This is a genomic window from Pseudomonas sp. FSO-7 (assembly GCF_059579345.1).
On sequence record NZ_CM184193.1, the window covers coordinates 4,276,541 to 4,297,658 of the forward strand.

Genomic DNA, 21,118 nt, shown 5'->3' on the forward strand with positions numbered 1-21,118 from the left:
CACTTCCAACAATAAAAAGCAGAGGTGGAACATGGTCTGGCAACAAGTCTACGATCCCTTCGGTAATGCGGTGCTGTCGACGCTCCTGGCGGCGGTTCCGGTGGTGGTGATGCTGGCGTCCCTCGCGTTCTTTCATGTCAAGGCGCACCTGGCGGCGTTGTACGCCCTGGCCTCGGCGTTGCTGATCGCGATTTTCGCCTTCGGCATGCCGGCCGACATGGCCGGTTCTGCGGCGTTGTATGGCGCGGCCAACGGGTTGCTGCCCATCGGCTGGATCGTGCTCAACATCATTTTCCTGCACCGGCTGACCACCGAGAATGGTTCGTTCAAGGTCCTGCAGGACTCCCTCGCGCGCATCACCGACGACCGACGCCTGCAATTACTGCTGATCGCCTTTTGCTTCGGTGCGTTCTTCGAGGGCGCGGCGGGCTTCGGCACGCCGGTGGCGGTGACCGGGGCGATCCTGATCGGGCTGGGCTTCTCACCCCTGGCCGCCTCGGGCCTGGCGCTGATCGCCAACACCGCGCCCGTGGCCTTCGGCGCCCTGGGCACGCCCATCATCACCCTGGCCAAAGTCACCGGGCTGGATGAAATGGAACTGTCGATGATGGTCGGTCGGCAGTTGCCGTTTTTCTCGGTGCTGGTGCCGTTCTGGTTGATCTGGGCCTTCGCCGGCTGGCGCAAGATGCTGGAGGTCTGGCCGGCGATCCTGGTGGCCGGCGTCAGCTTCGCCATCCCGCAGTTCCTGGTGTCCAACTACCACGGGCCGATGCTGGTGGACGTCATCGCCGCGCTGATCTCCATGGCCTGCCTCACCGGTTTCCTCAAGGTCTGGAAACCGGCCACGGTGCATACGTCGGCGGCGTTGACGGGTCGGCACGATGACTCGAAGATCGAGGCGAGCGAGCAACAACAACCGGTCGCCACTGGCGCTTTCGGCAGCGACAACCGCCCCGCCGTACTGCGTGCGTGGATGCCATGGATCATCCTCACGGTGTTCGTGTTCGCCTGGGGCACCCAGGGCTTCAAGAACCTGTTCGACACCCGCCCGGCGCTGGACCCGCAGACCCAATCGGCCAAGCTTGACCCCCAAGGCAAGCCGATGCGCGAGGCCAATCCGATCTTCTCGCCCCTGGTGACCTTCGGCACCATCCACCAGCAGATCGAAAAAGTCCCGCCCGTGGTGCCCCAACCTAAAACCGAAGAAGCGGTCTACAAGTTCAACTGGTTCACCGCCACCGGCAGCGGCATCTTCCTGGCGGCGATTCTCGGGGGGTTGCTGATGGGCTATTCCATCCCGCAATTGGTGCGTCACTACCTGCGAACGCTGTGGGTGGTGCGCTACTCGCTGATCACCATCGTGGCGATGTTGGCTTTGGGATTTCTCACGCGATATTCAGGCCTGGACGCGACCATGGGCTTGGCCTTCGCCGCCACGGGCATTTTCTATCCGATGTTCGGCACCCTGCTGGGCTGGCTCGGCGTGGCGCTGACCGGCTCGGATACGGCCTCCAACGTGCTGTTCGGCGGGTTGCAACGGGTGACAGCGGAACAGTTGGGGATCAGCCCGGTGTTGATGGCTGCGGCCAACAGCTCCGGCGGCGTCATGGGCAAGATGGTCGACGCCCAGTCGATCGTGGTCGCCTCCACTGCGACCCGTTGGTACGGTCACGAAGGCGAAATCCTGCGCTACGTGTTTTTCCACTCGGTGGTGCTGGCGATTCTGGTGGGCGGACTGGTGACGTTGCAGGCGTATGTGGCGCCGTTCACGCATATGGTGGTGGGAGGACAGTAATCGAGGGTCAGGCATGATCGGGGCTGTTGTGGCGAGGGAGCTTGCTCCCTCGCCACAGGCAAGCGCCTTTACAACCGGCAGGCTTGCCTTTCAAGCAGGGTGTCACTGAACGTTTTTTAGCTTGACCACATCACCGGACACCGAGGTGGTGTAGCCGGTCAGGACCCAGGCCCAGAACCAGTTTTCCTGGACTTGGGTGTTGATCATGGCGTCGCCGCCCTTGGCCTTGATCGCGGCAGTCTGGGCACGCACGAAACGGTTGTTCTGCTGGATCGGGATCAGGCCGAACAGCAGCAGGCCGGTGGCCTTGGCTTCACTGTGGCCGACAACGGTGTATTGGGTGCTGTCGTATTGCTGGGTTTTCATCGGGGTGCCGGTGCAACCCGCCAGGGCCAGGCCGAACAGTGCGCAGGCGACAACTTTGCTGATGTGGTTCATTTGACGCTCCATGGGAAGACGCCCGGGATCCGTCTCTCGGGCGGCGCGTACTCTAACCGATCAGCAATAAATTGACACACCATAATCCGCCCGATTCAGTGCCTCAAAGGCTCATCGCAGAGCCATCCGTCAGGTGCGCCTCCAGCGAAACAGCCCCTCGTCGATAACATGAAAACTGCACCACGCAAGGCAGTTCCTGTCTTGACGGCCACTCAGTAACGGCCGGTCCCGTTGGAGGGTTTTATCATGATTGACCTGACTGTCTGGAACATTACCCTGCCCGTGCAAACGCCGGCGCAGGTCGTGGCGACCAAAGCCATGCCGGCCCTGAAAAACAAGTATTTCGACAATAACGGCCAGCGGATCGTCTTCTGGGCGCCGGTCACCGGCTCCCACACCGGTAAAAGCGAATACCCGCGCTCCGAACTGCGGGAAACCGACAAAGACGGCAAGCTGCGCAACTGGCGCTACAACAGCGGCACCAACACCCTCAAGGGCGAGCTGTCGGTGAACCAGGTGCCTTCCGAAGGCCGGGTGGTGGTGGCGCAGATCCACGCCAAGGATGCGCCGACGCCCTTGTTGAAACTGGTGTACCGCTACGAAAAGGGCACCGGCAATATCGACGTGGAATACCGGGTCAAGCCCAAGGACAAGAAGAGCCCGGTGATCTACACCGTGCCCAAGGTGCCGTTGAACAAATCCTTCTCGTACACGCTGCAAATGGACAAGCAAGGCCAGCTCTCGGTGCTGATCGGCAACGGTGGCAAACAGGTGAAGCTGGACAAGTCCTGGCACGGCTACGACTTCTATTTCAAAGCCGGCGTCTACACCTTGGACAACAAGGGCTACTCCAATGAGGGCGGGAAAGTGACCTACACCAAGCTGAGCGTCAGTCACAAATGACTGACGCTCAGCCCTGCTTCAGGCCTTTGACGGCGCAACGAGCGCCTGCTGGCCACGAAAGGTAAACAGGAAGCAGACCAGCACCAGCAGCGCGAAACCGGCCGGGAACAGCCAGATGCTCTGCCAGTCATGACCGCCGGCCACGACAAAGTGATCGGTCACCTGTCCCGCCACCCAGAAGCCGATCAGCATCCCCACCCCATAGGTCGCCAACGTAATCAGACCCTGGGCAGAGCTGCGAAAGCGCTCTGGTGCCTTGGCGTCGGTGTAGATCTGCCCCGAGACAAAAAAGAAGTCGTAGCAGATGCCGTGCAGGGCAATGCCGGTGAACAGCATGAACGCCAGGTCGCCGTTATTGCCGTAGGCGAACAACACGTAGCGCAACGCCCATGCCAGCATGCCCACCAACAGCGCCAGCTTGATGCCGAAGCGCTGGATGAACAGCGGCAACAACAGCATGAACAACACTTCCGACACCTGCCCGATGGCCATCTTCGCCGTGGGGTTGGTCATCCCGGTTTCGGCCAGGAACGGGTTGGCATTCTGGTAATAGAACGCCAGGGGAATGCAGATCAGGATCGAGGCGATGAAGAACACCAGGTAGCTGCGATCCTTCAACAACCCCAACGCGTCCAGCCCCAGCAGTTGCTTGACGCCGCCCGTGCCGGCCTGTTCCTTGAGCGGTGCCGTGGCCGGTAGCGTGAAGCTGTAGAGCCCCAGGACCAGGGACGCGATGCCTGCCATCAGGAAGGTATTGCGCAAGCCGCCTGCCGCGATCGCTTCGCGCGAATCCCAGGCGAACACGAAGCTGATCACCACGCCGGCGACGATCCAGCCGATGGTGCCCCACACCCGGATGCGGGAGAACTCCAGCGCCGGGTCGCGCATCTGCCGGAACGCCACGGAATTGACCAGGGCCAGCGTCGGCATGTAGACCACCATGTACACCAGCACGTACGGGTAGAACACGCTGAAGTCCGCCGCCGAATACAGCTGATACAGCAACACCGCACCGAGCAGGTGCAGCACCGCCAGGATCCGTTCGGCGTTGAAGAAGCGGTCGGCGATCAGGCCGATGACGAACGGCGCGATGATCGCTCCCCACGATTGCGTGGAGAACGCCATACCGATCTGCCCGCCGCTGGCGCCCAGGGTGCTGGAGAGAAAGGTGCCGAGGGTGACGAACCAGCCACCCCAGATAAAGAACTGCAGGAACATCATCACGCTGAGGCGTGCATTCATCGTGGTCATGACAGTCACCGTTTTATTGTTGTTCTTGTGAAAAATGAAAATCTTGCGCAGTTTTTGTGGGCCGCTTCTGTGGCGAGGGAGCTTGCTCCCGCTCGGCGGCGCAGCCGTCGTAAACCAGCTGACGCGGTCTGCCTGGGAGATCGCATTTGGGGCTGCTTCGCAGCCCAGCGGGAGCAAGCTCCCTCGCCACAGGGGTTTGCTTTGCGCCAGCTACCTCGACAGGCCCAACAACCGCCGATTGGACGCCTCATCCGCCGTAACGCTGGCGAAATCATCGAACGCCTTGCCGGTCTTGCTGATCATGTGCCGCTGGATGAACGCCGCCCCTTCTGCCGCGCCCTGTTGCGAATCCTTCAGGCAACACTCCCATTCCAGGACTGCCCACCCACTGAAATCGTATTGGGTCAGCTTGCTGAAGATCGATTTGAAATCGATCTGGCCATCGCCCAACGAACGGAACCGCCCAGGCCGATCGACCCAGCCCTGGTAGCCGCCGTACACCCCGGAACGGGCATCGGGGCGGAATTCGGCGTCCTTGACGTGGAACATGCGGATACGTTCGTGGTAGCGGTCAATGAAGCCCAGGTAGTCCATCTGTTGCAGCAGCAGATGGCTGGGGTCGTAGAGAATCGCCGCCCGAGGGTGATGATCGACCGCCTCCAGGAAACGTTCGAAGGAGGCGCCGTCGTGGAGGTCTTCGCCGGGGTGGATTTCGTAGCACAGGTCCACGCCGGCCGCATCGAAGCAGTCGAGAATCGACAACCAGCGCCGCGCCAGTTCGGCGAAACCCTGCTCCACCAGGCCCGCCGGGCGCTGCGGCCAGGGATAGAGATACGGCCACAGCAGCGCGCCGGAAAACGTCGCATGGGCCTTGAGCCCCAGCCGCTGGCTGGCGCGGGCGGCCAGCTTGAGTTGCTCGATCGCCCACTCGGTCCGCGCCTGGGGCTGGCCGCGCAGATGGGCCGGGGCGAAGTCGTCGAACAGCACGTCGAACGCCGGATGCACCGCCACCAACTGGCCTTGCAGGTGCGTCGACAGTTCGCTGATTTCGACACCGGCCTGGGCACAGGTGGCCTTGAGCTCATCGCAATAAGCCTGGCTCTCGGCGGCCCGGGCCAAGTCGATGTATTGCGTGCCCGAGGTCGGCAGTTGAATGGCCTTGTAGCCTTGCGAAGCGGCCCATCGGGCGATATTGGCCAGGGTGTCGAACGGGGCTTCTGCGGACATGAACTGCGCCAGGAAAATGCCCGGGCCGCGCAGGCCGCTCGGTGTTTTATTGGAGGTATTCACAACAAGGATGCTCCGGTTTGCACGGCGGTCCATTTCGCCTCGCCACGGTGGTTGAGGATGGCGGCCTCGATGAACGCCATGCCACGCAAGCCGGTCTCGATGCCGGGTACGCCTGGGACGTCAGGGCCTTCGACATGGCTGCGAATGGCCTGGGCGAAATCGCCGTAGAGGTTGGCCATGGCTTCCAGGTAACCCTCGGGATGCCCGGCCGGCAAGCGCATGCGCCGCGTGGCCGCCTCGCACAACCACGGCTGGCCGACACCGCTACGCAGGATGCGCAGGGGTTGGTCGAAGGCGCGATGGATCAGGCTCGCCGGTTCTTCCTGGCGCCACTCCAAGGCACCCTTGTCGCCGTAGACGCGAATCTTCAGCGGGTTCTCTTCGCCGGTGCAGACCTGGCTTGCGATCAATACCCCGCTGGCGCCGCCCGCCATCTTGAACAGCATCGCCACGTCGTCATCCAATTGCCGCCCCGGGACGTGGGTGCCCAAGGCGGCGCATAGCTGCTGGATCGGCTGGTCGGCGACGAACTCGGCCAGGGAAAACGCATGGGTACCAATGTCGCCGATGCAACCGCCCAGGCCGGACTGGCCGGGGTCGTCGCGCCATTCGGCCTGTTTATTGCCCTGGGCCGCGACATCCTGGCTGAGCCAGCCTTGGGGGTACTCGACCAGGACTTTGCGCACCTGGCCGATCACGCCCGAGCGCACCATGTCCCGGGCCTGCCACACCATGGGATAGCCCAGGTAGGTGTGGGCCAGGCCGTAGAGGCAACGACTGCCTTGCAGCACCTCCCGCAAGGCCAGCAACTCGTTGAGGTCCAGCGCGGCGGGTTTCTCGCTGAACACATGGAAACCGGCTTTCAAGGCCTGGCTGGCGATGGGTGCATGAAGATGATTGGGGGTGACGATCACCAGCAGTTCCATGCGCTGGTCGAGCGGCAGCAGCGCTTCGGTGTCGAGCATCTGCTGCCAGTCGTGGTAGCAACGGGACGCTGGCAGGCCCAAGGCCGCGCCGGTCTGCCGGTTATTGTGGGCGTCGCGGCTGAACGCACCGCACACCAGTTCGAAACCGCCGTCCAGGCCCGCGGCCTGACGGTGGGCCTGGCCGATGAAAGCGCCCTCTCCACCGCCGACGAAGCCCATTCTTATTTTCGGTGCTACAGGATTCATCGCGATTCTCTTCCTGTCAGGATGATGATGTAACCGGTTACATCATGACGGAAATCTAGGCTCAGTTTTCCTGCGTGTCAAACCCAAAGGGTTCACCGCGCAATATTTGTGAGGCGCTCAACCTGCGGTAAGCTCCCCACCGTACCCCCTGTCCCCTGAGGTGATTTTGTCCAACATTCGTGAAGTGGCCCGGCTGGCGGGTGTTTCGGTGGCCACGGTGTCCAGAACGCTGAAATCGCCCGAGCGGGTGCTTCCCGAGACGCGGGACAAGGTCAACGCGGCAGTGGAACAGGCCGGCTATCGGCCCAACCTGATGGCGGTGCAATTTCGCTCCCGCCGCACCGGCAATCTGGTAATCCTGGTGCCGGCCATCGCCAACACGTTTTTCGCCCGGGTCATCAGTGGCGCGCAGCAGGCCGCGCAGGCGGCGGGCTATCGATTGCTGCTGTGCGACACTCAGGGCCGGGTAGAGATCGAGCAGGCGTTCGCCGCCCTGGTCTATGCCCACCAGGCTGACGGGGTGATCCAACTGCGTGCCAGCGACCCTTTCGAATCGATGCCCACAGGCGCCGAAAGCCTGCCGCTGGTCAACGCCTGCGAAGTGGTCAAAGGTGCCCCCTACCCGACCATCAGCCTCGACAACCGGGCTGCCGCCCAAGCCATGACCGAGCACCTGATCGGCCTCGGCCATCGTCGCATCGGCATCATCAAGGGGCCACGCAGCAGCCCCCTGACCCTGGACCGCGTGGCCGGCTACCAGGATGCCCTGCGCCAGGCCGGCATCGCCGTCGACCCCAGCCTGATCTGCCATGGCGACTTCACCCTGAAGGCCGGTGACGACGGTGCCGGCGCGATGCTGGCGTTGGCCGACCGCCCCAGCGCGCTGTTCTGTGAAAACGACGAAATGGCCATCGGCGCGCTCAGGCGCATCAAACAAATGGGCCTGCGGGTGCCCGAGGATATTGCCCTGGTGGGCTTTGACGACATCCCCTTCGCGGCCTACTGCGACCCGCCCCTGACCACCATCTCGCAGCCTGCCGAAGCGTTTGGTCAAAAAGCGGTGGAGATGCTGATTGCCCTGATCGAGAAGAAGCCGATTGCCGAACGGCATGTGGTGTTGCCGTTTGAGTTGACGGTGCGTGGCAGTACGGCGCCCCTGGCATAACAAGGAACCTGTGGCGAGGGAGCAAGCTCCCTCGCCACAAAAAGCCTTTACGGCTGCTCGACTCGCCACTGCCCCCGTTTGAACTACAGTGGAAGGACTCTGCATAAAGCCATAACAAGACGGAGAGTTCCCCCATGCGAGTCAACAAGCGCTTCACCCTCCTGGCCGCCGCGGCAGCCTTGACGGTTACCACCGCGGCCCAGGCCGCCCCGGTGTACATCAACATCCTGACGGGAGGCACCAGCGGCGTTTATTACCCTATCGGGGTTGGGCTTTCTCAGATCTACAGCAACGGCATCCAGGACGCCAAGACCTCGGTGCAAGCCACCAAGGCTTCGGTGGAAAACCTGAATCTGCTGCAAGCCGGGCGCGGGGAGCTGGCCCTGGCCTTGGGCGACTCGGTGGCGGATGCCAAGAACGGCGTGGAAGACGCCGGTTTCAAGGCGCCATTGACCAAGTTGCGCGCCATCGCTGGCGCCTATCCCAATTACATCCAGATCGTCGCCAGCCAGGAGTCCGGCATCAAGACATTGGCCGACCTCAAAGGCAAGACCGTTTCCGTCGGCGCGGCAAAATCCGGCACCGAACTCAATGCCCGGGCGATCTTCAAGGCTGCGGGGCTGACCTACCAGGACATGAAGGTCCAGTACCTGCCATTCGCCGAGTCGGTGGACTTGATCAAGAACCGTCAACTGGACGCCACGCTTCAGTCCTCGGGCCTGGGAATGGCAGCCATTCGTGACCTGGCCTCGACCATGGCGCTGAACTACGTAGCAGTGCCCATCGATGTGGTGGAGAAGATCGGCAACCCGGCGTATCAGAGCGCAATGATCCCGGCCAATACCTACGATGGCCAGAGCGAAGCCGTACCGACCGTGGCCATCACCAACATTCTGGTCACCCACGAGGATGTCCCGGATGAGGTGGCGTACCAGATGACCAAGCTGCTGTTCGAGAACCTCACTCGCCTGGGCACCTCCCATTCGGCGGCCAAGGACATCAACCTGAAAAACGCCGCGAAAAACCTGCCGATCGCGCTCCACCCTGGTGCCGAGCGCTACTACAAGGAAGTGGGCGCGCTGTAACCCGCTTCGGTCAACGGCACTCGACGCCGTTGGCCGTCGTGTTTTCGCCCCTTGGATGTGAACAGAAGGCAGGCACCTCATGAGTGAAGACCCGCACGGCATCGCCACGGACCCGCGAGACTGGCCCAAGACACTGTTCTACGTGGCCTTGCTGTTTTCAGTGTTTCAGATCGTCACCGCCGCGTTTTCTCCAGTCTCCAGCATCGTGCTGCGGGCGGTGCATGTCGGCTTCCTGCTGTGGGTGGTGTTCCTCAGCTACCCCGCCTATGGCAAGCAGCGTCCCTGGCAACCCTTGGCCTGGATCTTGAGCCTGGGGGGCGTGGCGACGGCGCTCTATCAATGGGTGTTCGAAGCCGACCTGATCCAGCGCTCCGGCGACCTGACCACCGCCGACATGATCATTGGCGTGGTCCTGATCGTGCTGGTCTTCGAAGCCGCGCGAAGGGTGATGGGCATCGCGCTGCCGATCATTTGTGGCGTATTCCTGGCCTATGGCCTGTTGGGCGAATACTTGCCGGGCGACTTGGCCCATCGGGGCTATGGCGTCGATCAAATCATCAACCAACTGTCGTTCGGCACCGAAGGGCTGTACGGCACGCCAACCTACGTGTCGGCCACCTATATCTTCCTGTTCATCCTGTTCGGCGCCTTCCTGGAGAAGGCCGGCATGATCAAGCTCTTCACCGATTTCGCCATGGGCCTGTTCGGCCACAAACTGGGCGGGCCGGCGAAAGTGGCCGTGGTGTCATCGGCGCTGATGGGCACCATCACCGGCTCGGGCATCGCCAACGTGGTCACCACCGGGCAATTCACCATCCCGCTGATGAAGCGCTTCGGCTACAAGGCGGCGTTTGCCGGCGGTGTGGAAGCCACGTCCAGCATGGGCAGCCAGATCATGCCGCCGGTCATGGGCGCGGTGGCGTTCATCATGGCCGAAACCATCAATGTGCCGTTCGTTGAGATCGCCAAGGCGGCATTGATACCGGCATGCCTGTACTTCGGCTCGGTGTTCTGGATGGTTCACCTGGAGGCCAAGCGCTCCGACCTCAAGGGCCTGCCCAAGGACCAGTGCCCCAGCGCCTGGGGCGCGGTCAAGGAAAGCTGGTACCTGCTGATCCCGCTTGGAGTGTTGGTCTACCTGCTGTTCTCCGGACGCACACCGCTGTTTTCCGGCATGGTGGGCCTGGCGTTGACGGCCATCGTGATTCTCGGCTCGGCGATCATTCTCAGGGTCTCGAACTACGCGTTGCGCTGTGCCTTCTGGATTGCGTTGGGGCTGCTCTGTGTCGGCTTTTTCCGGTTGGGCATCGGGATCGTGTTTGCGGTGATCGGCGTATTGGTGGTGGCCTGCTGGTTCATGCAAGGCACGCGGGAAACCCTCGTCATCTGCCTGCATGCCTTGGTGGATGGCGCGCGCCACGCCGTTCCGGTGGGGATCGCCTGTGCCTTGGTGGGCAGCATCATCGCGGTGGTCTCGCTGACTGGCGTAGCCTCCACCTTTGCCGGTTACATCCTCGCCATCGGCCGGGACAACCTGTTGCTGTCGCTGATCCTCACCATGCTCACCTGCCTGGTGTTGGGCATGGGCATCCCGACCATTCCCAACTACATCATCACCAGTTCCATTGCCGCGCCGGCCCTGTTGGAACTGGGCGTGCCGCTGATCGTGTCGCACATGTTCGTGTTCTATTTCGGCATCCTCGCTGACCTGACACCACCGGTGGCACTGGCGTGTTTCGCCGCCGCGCCCATTGCCCGGGAAAGTGGTCTGAAAATCAGTTTCTGGGCGGTGCGCATCGCCCTCGCCGGTTTCGTCATTCCGTTCATGACGGTCTATAACCCGGCCCTGATGCTCCAGGGCGATAACCTGTGGATGACGGCGTATATGCTGGTCAAGACGTTGCTGGCCATTGGGCTCTGGGGGATGGCATCCACCGGATATATGCAACAGAAAATGCCGGTTTGGGAACGCCTGCTGTGCTTTGCCGCCGGCGCGTTGCTGGTGGTTGCCCTGCCCTTGACCGATGAGATTGGCTTCGTGCTGGGTGGGCTGCTGATTGTCCAGCACGTCTGGCGCGCGCGACGTAGCGGGCGGGCCTTGGCGTGATCGGCCTGTGCCTGGGCCTGTCCGGCGTGGTCTGGGCCCAGCTTGCCGTTGCCGATTTCACGCTGGCCTGGAATCACACCATCGAGAAGGTCCGCTGGGAGGAAGACTATCGGGTGACCGCACAGGGGCTGGTCCTGGGTGAAGCCAGGGTCAAAGGCAATGGCGCGGGCATGGAGATTCCCGACAATGCCTGGCTGGAGAATGGTAGCTGGCACTATCGGCGCCAGGTGCCGCCCCTGCAACCGCTGAAACTGGGCCGCACGCCCCAGGCCGGCGACTATCAATTGTGTTTCGAAGGTGGTTGTCGGCCGATGAGCCATTGGTTGGGGCCGCCTACAGCACGTCAACCGACGATGGAGCTGTGGAGTTGCGGATAATCCCGTGCCCAGAACATTTGTGGCGAGGGAGCTTGCTCCCGCTGGGTCGCGAAGCGGCCCCGAATGAGGCTGATTGAATCAACCAGATACACCGCGCAGCCTGGTTGAGGGGCTGCTACGCAGCCCGGCGGGAGCAAGCTCCCTCGCCACAAAGACCATCAACTCCATCGAGGGTGAGTGCTTCACTCAGGCAAACGTCGCCCCTCGGGTATTCACGAACAGCGAATACAACGAGTGGCTGCCGGCCATGAACAACCGATTGCCTTCCCGGCCGCCGAAGCAGACATTGGGGCAGCGCTCCGGCAGGGAGATGTGCCCGATGGCCTTGCCTTCGGGGTTGAACACCCGCACGCCGTCGAGCTTTTCCAGGTCGGCCTTGGGGTCGCCATTGCCGCCCCAGCCGCACCACAGGTTGCCGCTTTCATCGCACTTGATCCCATCGATCGCCGCGTAATCCAGGCCTTCGATGTGCTTGCGCCGCTCACCCAGGGTACCGTCGTCTTTAACGGCGATGGCCCAGATCAAGCGGTTGGGCTTGGCCCGGCCTTCGACCACATAGAGGGTTTTCTCGTCCGGGGAAAAACACAACCCGTTCGGCCCCGCCAGGTCGTCGATCACCCGACTGACCTTGCCGGTTTCGCCGTCGATGCGGTACACCGCGTGGGGCTGGGCCGGTGCGACTTTGTGCCCTTCGTAGTTGTTGCCGGTCTGGAACGGCGGGTCGGTGAACCAGACCGAGCCGTCCCGTTTGCAGACGATGTCGTTGGGCGAGTTGAAAGGCTTGCCCTCGAAACTGTCCGCCAGCACCGTAAGTGTGCCGTTGTGTTCGGTGCGGGTAATGCGCCGGCCTTCGCTGGCGGTGGTGGAGCCTTCGCACACCAGCAGCCGGCCCTGGCGATCGCGACACATGCCATTGGAAAAATTGGAGTTCTCGCGGTACACCGACAGGCCACCGGTGATTTCATCCCAGCGCACGATGCGGTTGTTGGGAATGTCACTGACCAGCAAGTAACGCCCATCACCGACCCACACCGGCCCTTCCGCCCAACGCAGGCCGGTGGCGAGCTTCTCCACGCTAGCGTTGAAGAGGCGCAAGTCCATGAAGCTGGGGTCAAGAATGTTGATCAGCGGATCCGGGTACCGCTGGCTCAAGGGCTCGGCCTGGGCGAGCCCGGGCAGGTTGCCAAGGGTGGCGGCAGCGGCCGAGACCACCAGGGATTTTTTCAGGAATACCCGGCGGCCCTGATCGGCGGCGGTTGCAGCTTGCGAAGCATCCATCGTGCGTCTCCGTTAATTATTATTGGACGGGACGACAGTTTTACTCCGTGATAAGACATCGTACAAGTTTACAGCACGACTCAACCGGACAATCGATCAGTCCGGGTGCAGCGGTATGCGAACGGTAAAAGTCGTTCCGACCCGCGCCTTCGAATGCACCTCGATGGTGCCCTTATGGGCCGTTACGATCGCTGAAGCGATGTGCAGGCCCAATCCGAGCCCGGCCGTGGCACCGTACTGCGTTTCACGCAGATTCCGGACCATCGGGTTGAAGATGCTGGCAATGGCTTCTTTCTCGATAGGCTTGCCCTGGTTGTTGATCGCAATCACTGCCATATCCTCTTCGGCGCTCAACGAAACGGTAATCGGCGTGCCCTCGGCGCCATGCTGGACGGCATTGCCGATCAGGTTGGAGAACACCTGTTCCATGCGTGCCTGGTCAAACAGCCCTTCCAGGGGGCCGGTGGTTTCAAAGAGGATGCTGTTTTCCGGGTGATAGGCCCGCGCCTCCTCCACCATGCCTTCGCAGGCCGCCACCAGATCGCCGTTGAAGCGCTGCACCGGAATGCCCGAGCCCAGTTGCGTACGGGTGAAATCCAGCAGATCGCCAACGATTTTGTTGGCCCGCTTGACGCTGGTGTAGATGCGCGACGTGATCTTGGTGGCTTTGGCGGGCAGGTCCCCCGCCCGCAGCAGCACCTCGGAACTCAGCAGGATCGCGCCCAAGGGGCTGCGCAGGTCGTGCCCGAGAATCCCGAGAAAGATGTTGCGCGACGCATCCACCGCCCCCGAGTAGCTGACGACGGACTCGGCCAAGGTCTGGTCCACAGCCTCGTTGAAGCGAATCAGATCGTCCATGACCTGCTTGTGATCCAGCTGTGTGTGCGGCATCCAGAGCATGAGCACGCTGGTGCGCAGGGCTCGGTATTCGGAGACCATCTGCTCCACGGTAAACCCCGAGGACTGACGGATGACCGCATGGGTTTCGGCGGCGGTTTCGGTATCAGCCGCCGGCGCCTCCCCGTGGGACTTGGCAATCTGCTCCTTGCGCGTTTGCGAGGTGCGCAGGTCAGCGGCGATGGTGCGCAGCATCTGCTCGGCGTGGTCGCGCAGGGCTACGGAATCCATGCCAATGGATGCGGGGGTGATGGTTTTGGCGAAGTCTTCCCACGCCTGAAGAATCGGCTCGATATTGTCGAGAATGAAATCAGCCAGGCGCATGAGTGGTTCCGCTGGAAGGGTAAGGCTGTAAACGACACAGGGGTCAGATTGTTGTACAGCAAAGCGCTGGGCAATGTGCGGAATGCTGTTCACTTAAGTCGTTGCCGGGGATTTTGATATCCGTTCTGATGTGTATTTTTTGTGGGGTGTATATCCGTTTCTTCGGTAACGGCTACTTAGGGTTCCGCTCTTACAGCCATCCCTTTCAAGGTCTTTTCGTTTTGGCGGCCTTGATTACCCGGTCCGTTGAAACATGTGCATGCACCGCAGTGCCTTGCACCCATGTTTTGGGTTTAGGCACCTTGGGGCCCCGGGGATTTTTCGCAACTTGTTTTGGTTGGATGTTTCTGGCCAGTTCCAACAAGCGCTGGGCCAGTTTTTCCAGAGGTATGACGGGAAAACATTCCGAGGGCAGCGCAATTTGCAGGCCTTCATAACCACTCCGGACCTGAACCGCCAAGTGATAGGTTGAGGCTTCCCAGCCGTCAGGCTGGGAAGCCTGATGGGCTTGCTCGACGCTTCGTTTGAGTACGGCCAGGACGTTGTAGGCCAACACCGCAGTAGCGAACCCGAGCAATGCAGCCTTGGGGCTACCAAAGGTTTCGATTTCACTTTCCAGGATTGTTTCCAGTCGCTGGAACATGCCTTCAATGCTCCAGCGGCGGCGATAGAGTTCCGCGATCTGCTGCGCGCTGATGCTTTCAGGCAGGTTGCTCCAGAACATCAAGCTGCTGTCACCCGAGTCTGTTGGCGAATGAAGCGTCAGTTCGACACGCCGACACTGATAACCGCCTCTGACCTGAATGATCTGCTCACGCACAGTGCCCGCGTCCACAGGCACGGGTTCTTGCCAATGCCCCTCTTGAATCAAGCGTGGATGCTTGGCTTGTTGACGAATGACAAAGGAGGTTTTGACCTGTTCGCAAGCCTCCATGACCGGGAGCGTGCAATAGAGTCGATCAGCCAGCCACACCTGGCCCGGCTCGGCATCGGCCAAGAGAGGCAGCACGCAAACACGCTCGCTTGCGTAGGCATCTTCACATGCCTGCAGGTCGATGACTTGATCCAGGTCGGGGTCGTAGACAACCACCGAAAACCCGGGCCGAGCGGCGCCGCGCTCGTGGCGTAAAGCCCCCAGTCGTTTCTCAGTGGATGCCAAGTGATTACCGTCCACCACCCGAACCTGCCAACCCGGCAGCATCGCCGTGCAACCCAACTCCTTGATGGTTGGAGCCAGGCGCTGCGCACAGCCCGTGACCAGGGCGCGCAGCAGAGCGGGCTCGGTACGACTGATCTTGTCGTAGAGGGCCGCCAGGCTGACAGGAAGATCTTCCAGTTGCCGCGCCGCGGCGTGCAGGGATGGCTTCAAACCCAATGAAACAAGGGACATCAGCTTGATGATGGTCGAGAACAGTAGCTCACGAGAATACTGCCGTTGCCGATGTTCTTCGAAGACCTGATCGACCCACTCAGGGGCAATAGCGTGCTCCAGCGCCAATTTGGCCATAACGCTGGCAGGTGCTTTTTTCTCGAAACGCGCTAGAACATCGGCCCACATCGTTCTGGTATCCCTGATAGAAACTTCAGGGGATTTTACCTAAGACCTTGAAAGGGATGGCCCTTACGGCGGGTCACTTTTGAAGAGCGCCAAAAGTAACCAAAAGCGCTTTGCCCCACCACTCGGCACCTCGCCTAGGCTCGGTGTGCCCTCACTCCGGCATTGCTCCGTGGGCCCGCCGCGAAGGGCCATCCATGGCCCAGCGCGGCTATCCCGGCATCCATGCCGGGATGCCCACTGCGCAATGCCTGCGTTCGGCCAGCGTGGTTAACGGGGCGTCCAGATCAAGATCAAGATCCGAAGCAGAGCAAGAGCAAGAGCAAGAGCAAGAGCAAGAGCGGGACACATGCCGGCATCTAGGTGACTGAACCACCGCCATCGCGAGCAAGCTCGCTCCCACAGGGGAAATGCGGTCTGCAACAGAGCGTACAGGCCTGCAGACCTTATCCCTTGCATCCCATGAGGCAGAAACCTTAAAGTCGTACGACAACCTATAACTAAAAAATAACCGATCCGAGGCCTTTTGCCTTGGCGGCCGCCTTCGAGACACCTGCCATGACCCGTTCCACTGCAACACCTGCTCCCCCCGCGCCGTTACCCCGCCACCTCGCCGTGCTTATCCTGCTGTGCATGGGCTGTGCCTTCGCCGGCAACCATGTCGCCGCCCGGGCCGCCTTTGACGACGGTGCCGGGGTGCTGCTGGCGATCCTGCTGCGTTCGGGCGGGACGCTGCTGGTGTTGGCGGCGATGGTGCTCTGGCAACGCCAGAGCCTGCGCCTGCCGCCCGGTGCGTGGCGTTGGCAATTGACCCTGGGGCTGTTGATCGGTGCCCAAAGCCTGTGCCTGTACTCCGCCGTGGCGCGAGTGCCGGTGGCGTTGGCACTGTTGGTGGGCAACGTGTTTCCGATCCTGCTGGCCTTGCTGACCTGGGCGTTGGGCGGACCGCGCCCGACCGCACGCACCGCCGCGTTGATGGGCATGATCCTGGTGGGGCTGGTGTTCGTGCTGGAAGTGCCGGCACGCTTATCGTCCGGGCAGGACGTCGGCCCGCAATGGCTGCTCGGGGTCGGCCTGGCCTTCTGCGCCGCCTGCGTGTTCGCCTGCGCGCTGTGGATCACCGACCACAAGTTGTCCCAGGTGCGCGGTTCGGTACGCAGCCTGCTGACGATTTTCATCGTGTTCAGCAGCGTCAACCTCGCCGGCCTGACCGGTGCCCTGCCCGGCGGTTTTGACCTGCCGGCCAGCAGCACCGGTTGGCTCGCCCTGGCGACCCTGGTGGTGCTCTACGGCACCGGGTTCATCGTGCTGTTCATTTCCGTGCCCCGCCTGGACATGCCGCGCAACGCCCCGGTGATGAATATCGAACCGCTGGCGACACTGCTGATCGGCTGGCTGGTGCTGGACCAGATGCTCAACCCCGGCCAGGTGATGGGCGGTGCGATTGTGGTGACAGGCATCGTGTTGCTGACCTATCGCAAGGTTGAGCGGATCAAGGCGCCTGTGGCCGAAACGGCGAATTGAACTGACTGAACACCCTTGTGGCGAGGGAGCTTGCTCCCGCTCGAACGCGAAGCGGTCGTCAATTCCTTGGGCCTGCTTCGCAGGCCAGCGGGAGCAAGCTCCCTCGCCACAAGAGTGTGTTCAGTCCGTGCCCCAGCGTCCGCCCTATCATGGTTCCCAGATAGCCCCGTGCGCAGTTGAGGATTAAGTCTTCACCGTGCTGAAACTTGTTCCCAACCCCACAGTCCTACCCCAGCCGTGAAAACCTCGCCAACCTGCAGCCACGGGTTTTCCAGCTGATCGGCGCCAAGCCTGGCGCTAAAGCAACTCCCCCTCTTGAGCCGTTCGCCCCATGCGCCACCCTGTTCGCTCTTGTCGTTTCGTTTCGCTGTACCTGCTTGCCCTGCTTCCCCTATTCACCAGCCCCGCCCATGCCCGTGGCGAAAGGCAGTTGGTGGAGGCTATCAACGATTTCCGTAGTGAGTCCCGCCGCTGTGAATGGCGCACGGTGCGGGCCACGCCGCCGCTGGTGCTGCGTTCAAGCCTGGGCTTGCCGATCGGCTTCGCGGTGGCCTGCGGGAAACCTTGCACGACGCCGGCTATCAAGCCCGGGCCGTGCGCAGCATCCGCCTGACCGATGCGCGGGATGCCGAAGAGGCCTTCGAGAGGCTGGCCGACGAGCATTGCTCGGCGCTGCTGGACAACCAATACGCCGACATCGGCGTCAATCGGGTCGGTGATGAGTGGCGCGTGGTGTTGGCGCAGCCCATGGGTGGCACGCGGATGAGCGACGTGGGCTCGGCGGACAAGACGCTGCTGGCCCAGGTCAACGCCGCCAGGGCCAAGCCACGGATGTGCGGACGCCAGCGCTTCGCGGCGGCTCGGCCGCTGAGCTGGAACGCCGCGTTGGGAACCGCTGCCCAAGCCCACAGCCGGTCGATGGCACGGGACAATTATTTTGCCCATCGCGACCCGGACGGTCGCTCCACCTCCGATCGCGCCAAGAGCGCCGGCTTTCGCGGACGTAAATTGGGCGAAAACATCGCCGCCGGCCAACGCTCACCGAGCCAGGCCCTGCACGATTGGCTCGCCAGCCCCGGGCACTGCGCCAACCTGATGAACCCGATGTTCACCCAGATGGGCGCAGCGTCCGCCAAGGATTCGCGCAGCGATGCGGGGGTGTACTGGACGATGGTGCTTGGCGCGCCATGAAAAACCATTCCCGCTGTTGAGCCATCGGCTGTTGTGGCGAGGGAGCTTGCTCCCGCTGGCTTGCGAAGCAGGCCCAAGGCATTTGCGACCGCTTCGCGCTCGAGCGGGAGCAAGCTCCCTCGCCACAGGGGGGCTATGACAAATCTGCCAGCATTCACGCCGGCCGACGCACCGCCCTCACCTTGCCACTGCCACCGCCGCCACAGAAAAACCGATCGGCTCCGTCAGACTCCAGCCCCGACACACCGATCCCAGGCGGCATCGTCACGCTTTCCAGCACTTGCGCCGTTTGCGGATCGATGCGCCGCAGGTCGCTCTCGTCGTTTTCCCAGGTGCCATGCCAAAGCTCGCCATCGACCCAGGTCACACCCGTGACGAAGCGGTTGGATTCGATGGTGCGCAGGACCCTGCCATCAGCGGGATCGATCTGCAGGATCTTGCGCGCCTTGTACTGACCGACCCAGAGCGACCCTTCGGCCCACGCCAGGCCGGAATCGTCCCCGCTATTGGGGGCCGGAATCGTCGCCAAGACCTGGCCGGTGCGCGGGTCGATCTTGCGGATGCTGTCACCGGCAATCTGGAACAGATGTTCGCCGTCGAACGCCGTGCCCGCATTCGCCGGGACATCAAGGGACTTCACCGTCTGGCCGCTGGCGGGATCGAGGGCGTGCAGTTTGTCGCCCGACGCGAACCAGACGCGCTCGCCGTCATGGCTCACGCCGTGCACGCAATCGACGCCCGGAAACGGGCCGTATTCACGCAGGATTTGTGCCTCTGAACGTTTCATCTCACTCGCCTCATCGGTGGGGGTTGAGTGCATCCTAGCCATCGGATGGCAGTGCAGTGAGTAACAATACCGTCGCGAATCCAGGCATCGGTGGCGCCATCCAGCGTTGGGCCCTGGCGCGCCCGAGCGACTGCGCCTTGCCGGCGGCGGCCAGGGTTTCCAAGGCCCGCTGCACGCTGCGCTGGCTGATGTCCAGGGCCAGCGCCAGGGCCGAACTGGACCAGGTTTCGCCGTCGGCCAGCAACGCCAGCACCGCCCCGTGGGGTTCTTCGACGGGGCGCGCGAGCAGCACGACCTCGTCAGCCTGCCGCGGCACCAGGGTAAAACCGCGCTTAGTGGCCTTCACCTCCGCCAACGGGCGAAGCATCGCTCGCAACCGGCCCATCTCGACCCGCAGCCGGGCGCGATGGGACTCATCCGTCAGCTTCAAGCCAAAGGCCTGGGCCATGAGCGCTGCCCTCGACACATCGCCAGGCCAGGCTAGCGCCAGCCCTCGCGCCAAGGCGAACAACACCGGGCGCCGGGCCAGGTCGAGCTGAATGCCAGCACCACTGACCCCATAGCGGCATGCGTCCACCACCAGCGCCGTCCCGGCCAACAGTGCTTGTACCTCTTCCAGCACGAGCAAACGCTCTGCGCCTCGGGCGATCAGACGCGCGGCGGGTGAGCGCAGCAGTTGCCGGGCACTTTCAATTTCGGCGCTCAGCGCGCCGATTCCCGCTTGCCGTGCGGCATGCCCGGCCCGTTCGAGGGCGGCGCGGGCGGTCTGTGTTTGCAGCCGCCGCATGGCGATTCCCGCGGCCACTAACTCGCAAGCCGCCCGTGATGCCAAGGGCAGGCAGGCAAACTCCAGCTCGACGAGTTTGAGCTCGGCCTCGTCGAGTCGACCGATCAACAGCAGGCGGCGGATTTCGATCGTGTGGGCATGGGCGACGTTGGCCCGGTCGCCGTGGGTTTCGAGCACCGCCCGCGCGGCGTCGAGGCGCTTCATCGGCCAAGTCAGGTCACGGGACGCCAGGGCGATTTCGCCTTCGGCAATGACACAGCGCGCCCGTGCCACAGCCTCCTTGGGCCCGAAGGCCGCGCTCGCCCGACGCATCAGGGCCCGGGCCTTGGCCAGATCGCCCAACTGCGCCATGGCAATGCCACGCAGCGCGAGGGCTGGGGCATCGTTGCGCAAGGCCACGCGATGGAGCGCGGCCACGGGATCCCCCGCCGCCAATGCTCGCGCCGCTGTGGTGATCTCGTCATTCATGAGCGATAACCTTTGTGGCGAGGGAGCTTGCTCCCGCTGGACTGCGAAGCAGGCCCAAGGCATTTGCGACCGCTTCGCGCTCGAGCGGGAGCAAGCTCCCTCGCCACAGGCGTGCCCCAGCCCAAACCTGCGCCGCACTCAGGCCGTGGGTAATCGGTTACAGGCGGATCTCAGTAGCCGGCATTACATCAATCCGCGACACCGCACTGCTCAGCCGCCCCAGCCGGTTGTTGTGGTTGGCAATGATCTGCTCGGCCGCCATGCTGCCGTTGTCCACGGTGGAGTGGGCGTCGGCCGCCAGGACCACGTCGTACCCCAGGGCATGGGCCTGGCGCACGGTGGCGTTGACGCAATAGTCGGTTTGCAGCCCGCAGATCACCAGGCGGTCGATGCCCCGAGCCTGCAACAAGGGTTGCAGGTCGGTCTGGTAGAAGGCATCGGGGGTGGTCTTGCGCACCCGCAGGTCATCCGCCGCGGTCGACAGGCCGTCGGCCAGTTGCCAGCCGGCAGCGCCATGGGCCAGCGCCCCTTCCAGCTCTTCATGCTGGATCAGGATCACCGTCCGGCCGAGCGCCCTGGCCCTGGCACCGAGGTCACTGATGGTCCGGAGGATGCGCTGGCTGTCGAAACACTCCTCTTCGCCGCTGCACAGCGCGTTCTGGACATCGATGATCAGCAATGCGGTGTTCATGACCTTCCCTCTTCAAACAGTGTCGGAGCCGTG

Annotated in this window: 17 protein-coding genes and 1 pseudogene; 8 read left to right on the plus strand and 10 right to left on the minus strand. The window is 62.7% G+C overall.

Annotated features, from left to right (window positions below; genetic code table 11):
• Nucleotides 1-31 precede the first annotated feature (31 nt).
• Complete coding sequence (locus AC515T_RS18515) at nucleotides 32-1,795, plus strand: L-lactate permease (protein WP_496529535.1); 1,764 nt, start codon at nucleotides 32-34, stop codon at nucleotides 1,793-1,795.
• A gap of 102 nt (nucleotides 1,796-1,897) precedes the next feature.
• On the opposite strand, the gene AC515T_RS18520 is transcribed toward AC515T_RS18515, so the two are convergent.
• Nucleotides 1,898-2,233, minus strand: a complete 336-nt coding sequence (locus AC515T_RS18520; protein ID WP_122566214.1) for a hypothetical protein — start codon at nucleotides 2,231-2,233, stop codon at nucleotides 1,898-1,900.
• A 246-nt stretch (nucleotides 2,234-2,479) separates the two neighbouring features.
• On the opposite strand from AC515T_RS18520, the gene AC515T_RS18525 reads away from it, so the two are divergent.
• Nucleotides 2,480-3,136 (plus strand): polysaccharide lyase family 7 protein, encoded by a 657-nt coding sequence (locus tag AC515T_RS18525; protein WP_496529536.1) that lies wholly within the window; start codon nucleotides 2,480-2,482, stop codon nucleotides 3,134-3,136.
• Between the two features lie 18 nt (nucleotides 3,137-3,154).
• Here AC515T_RS18525 and AC515T_RS18530 read toward each other — a convergent pair whose 3' ends face one another.
• The 3 genes from AC515T_RS18530 to AC515T_RS18540 form a co-directional block, all read right to left on the minus strand.
• Entirely contained in the window at nucleotides 3,155-4,387 is a 1,233-nt protein-coding gene (locus AC515T_RS18530) for a nucleoside permease (RefSeq protein WP_496529537.1), read from the minus strand.
• A gap of 210 nt (nucleotides 4,388-4,597) precedes the next feature.
• Nucleotides 4,598-5,614 carry a sugar phosphate isomerase/epimerase family protein gene (locus AC515T_RS18535; protein ID WP_496533160.1) on the minus strand — a complete coding sequence of 339 codons (1,017 nt, stop codon included), beginning with the start codon at nucleotides 5,612-5,614 and terminating at the stop codon, nucleotides 4,598-4,600.
• 59 nt (nucleotides 5,615-5,673) lie between these two features.
• Nucleotides 5,674-6,849, minus strand: coding sequence for a Gfo/Idh/MocA family protein (locus AC515T_RS18540; protein WP_496529538.1), 1,176 nt, complete (start codon nucleotides 6,847-6,849; stop codon nucleotides 5,674-5,676).
• Nucleotides 6,850-7,015: 166 nt separating this feature from the next.
• Between AC515T_RS18540 and AC515T_RS18545 the strand changes: the two genes are divergently transcribed.
• The 4 genes from AC515T_RS18545 (at nucleotide 7,016) to AC515T_RS18560 (ending at nucleotide 11,583) form a co-directional block, all read left to right on the plus strand.
• Entirely contained in the window at nucleotides 7,016-8,014 is a 999-nt protein-coding gene (locus AC515T_RS18545; protein ID WP_496529539.1) for a LacI family DNA-binding transcriptional regulator, read from the plus strand.
• 134 nt (nucleotides 8,015-8,148) lie between these two features.
• Nucleotides 8,149-9,099, plus strand: a complete 951-nt coding sequence (locus tag AC515T_RS18550; RefSeq protein ID WP_496529540.1) for a TAXI family TRAP transporter solute-binding subunit — start codon at nucleotides 8,149-8,151, stop codon at nucleotides 9,097-9,099.
• Between the two features lie 79 nt (nucleotides 9,100-9,178).
• Nucleotides 9,179-11,206 (plus strand): TRAP transporter permease, encoded by a 2,028-nt coding sequence (locus AC515T_RS18555; protein ID WP_496529541.1) that lies wholly within the window; start codon nucleotides 9,179-9,181, stop codon nucleotides 11,204-11,206.
• Complete coding sequence (locus AC515T_RS18560; RefSeq protein WP_496529542.1) at nucleotides 11,203-11,583, plus strand: DUF1850 domain-containing protein; 381 nt, start codon at nucleotides 11,203-11,205, stop codon at nucleotides 11,581-11,583. Before AC515T_RS18555 ends, AC515T_RS18560 begins: the two co-directional genes overlap by 4 nt.
• A 186-nt stretch (nucleotides 11,584-11,769) precedes the next feature.
• Here AC515T_RS18560 and AC515T_RS18565 read toward each other — a convergent pair whose 3' ends face one another.
• From AC515T_RS18565 to AC515T_RS18575, 3 genes are all read right to left on the minus strand, one after another.
• Complete coding sequence (locus AC515T_RS18565; RefSeq protein ID WP_496529543.1) at nucleotides 11,770-12,861, minus strand: SMP-30/gluconolactonase/LRE family protein; 1,092 nt, start codon at nucleotides 12,859-12,861, stop codon at nucleotides 11,770-11,772.
• A gap of 96 nt (nucleotides 12,862-12,957) precedes the next feature.
• Nucleotides 12,958-14,082, minus strand: a complete 1,125-nt coding sequence (locus tag AC515T_RS18570; protein ID WP_496529544.1) for an ATP-binding protein — start codon at nucleotides 14,080-14,082, stop codon at nucleotides 12,958-12,960.
• A 205-nt stretch (nucleotides 14,083-14,287) separates the two neighbouring features.
• Nucleotides 14,288-15,589: an IS4 family transposase gene (locus tag AC515T_RS18575; RefSeq protein WP_496529545.1), complete on the minus strand. Its 1,302-nt coding sequence runs from the start codon at nucleotides 15,587-15,589 to the stop codon at nucleotides 14,288-14,290.
• Between the two features lie 606 nt (nucleotides 15,590-16,195).
• On the opposite strand from AC515T_RS18575, the gene AC515T_RS18580 reads away from it, so the two are divergent.
• Together AC515T_RS18580 and AC515T_RS18585 are read left to right on the plus strand one after the other, a co-directional pair.
• On the plus strand, nucleotides 16,196-17,161 hold the full coding sequence (locus tag AC515T_RS18580) for an EamA family transporter (protein ID WP_496529546.1): 966 nt from the start codon (nucleotides 16,196-16,198) through the stop codon (nucleotides 17,159-17,161).
• A gap of 331 nt (nucleotides 17,162-17,492) precedes the next feature.
• Nucleotides 17,493-18,352 (plus strand): annotated as a pseudogene (locus AC515T_RS18585) (CAP domain-containing protein).
• Nucleotides 18,353-18,506: 154 nt separating this feature from the next.
• On the opposite strand, the gene AC515T_RS18590 reads toward AC515T_RS18585, so the two are convergent.
• From AC515T_RS18590 to AC515T_RS18600, 3 genes are all read right to left on the minus strand, one after another.
• Entirely contained in the window at nucleotides 18,507-19,139 is a 633-nt protein-coding gene (locus AC515T_RS18590; RefSeq protein ID WP_496529547.1) for a Vgb family protein, read from the minus strand.
• Between the two features lie 34 nt (nucleotides 19,140-19,173).
• The gene (locus AC515T_RS18595; protein WP_496529548.1) at nucleotides 19,174-20,394 is read right to left on the minus strand and encodes a helix-turn-helix domain-containing protein; all 1,221 of its coding nucleotides are present in this window, start codon (nucleotides 20,392-20,394) and stop codon (nucleotides 19,174-19,176) included.
• Between the two features lie 157 nt (nucleotides 20,395-20,551).
• Entirely contained in the window at nucleotides 20,552-21,085 is a 534-nt protein-coding gene (locus AC515T_RS18600) for a cysteine hydrolase family protein (RefSeq protein ID WP_496529549.1), read from the minus strand.
• Nucleotides 21,086-21,118: the final 33 nt, after the last annotated feature.

Coding starts and splice junctions, on each gene's coding strand:
- AC515T_RS18515 (WP_496529535.1), top strand. CDS start 32: ATGGTCTGGCAACAAGTCTACGATCCCTTCGGTAATGCGGTGCTGTCG.
- AC515T_RS18600 (WP_496529549.1), bottom strand. CDS start 21,085: ATGAACACCGCATTGCTGATCATCGATGTCCAGAACGCGCTGTGCAGC.
- AC515T_RS18575 (WP_496529545.1), bottom strand. CDS start 15,589: ATGGCCAAATTGGCGCTGGAGCACGCTATTGCCCCTGAGTGGGTCGAT.
- AC515T_RS18580 (WP_496529546.1), top strand. CDS start 16,196: ATGACCCGTTCCACTGCAACACCTGCTCCCCCCGCGCCGTTACCCCGC.
- AC515T_RS18570 (WP_496529544.1), bottom strand. CDS start 14,082: ATGCGCCTGGCTGATTTCATTCTCGACAATATCGAGCCGATTCTTCAG.
- AC515T_RS18565 (WP_496529543.1), bottom strand. CDS start 12,861: ATGGATGCTTCGCAAGCTGCAACCGCCGCCGATCAGGGCCGCCGGGTA.
- AC515T_RS18550 (WP_496529540.1), top strand. CDS start 8,149: ATGCGAGTCAACAAGCGCTTCACCCTCCTGGCCGCCGCGGCAGCCTTG.
- AC515T_RS18590 (WP_496529547.1), bottom strand. CDS start 19,139: ATGAAACGTTCAGAGGCACAAATCCTGCGTGAATACGGCCCGTTTCCG.
- AC515T_RS18530 (WP_496529537.1), bottom strand. CDS start 4,387: ATGACCACGATGAATGCACGCCTCAGCGTGATGATGTTCCTGCAGTTC.
- AC515T_RS18540 (WP_496529538.1), bottom strand. CDS start 6,849: ATGAATCCTGTAGCACCGAAAATAAGAATGGGCTTCGTCGGCGGTGGA.
- AC515T_RS18595 (WP_496529548.1), bottom strand. CDS start 20,394: ATGAATGACGAGATCACCACAGCGGCGCGAGCATTGGCGGCGGGGGAT.
- AC515T_RS18525 (WP_496529536.1), top strand. CDS start 2,480: ATGATTGACCTGACTGTCTGGAACATTACCCTGCCCGTGCAAACGCCG.
- AC515T_RS18520 (WP_122566214.1), bottom strand. CDS start 2,233: ATGAACCACATCAGCAAAGTTGTCGCCTGCGCACTGTTCGGCCTGGCC.
- AC515T_RS18555 (WP_496529541.1), top strand. CDS start 9,179: ATGAGTGAAGACCCGCACGGCATCGCCACGGACCCGCGAGACTGGCCC.
- AC515T_RS18535 (WP_496533160.1), bottom strand. CDS start 5,614: ATGTCCGCAGAAGCCCCGTTCGACACCCTGGCCAATATCGCCCGATGG.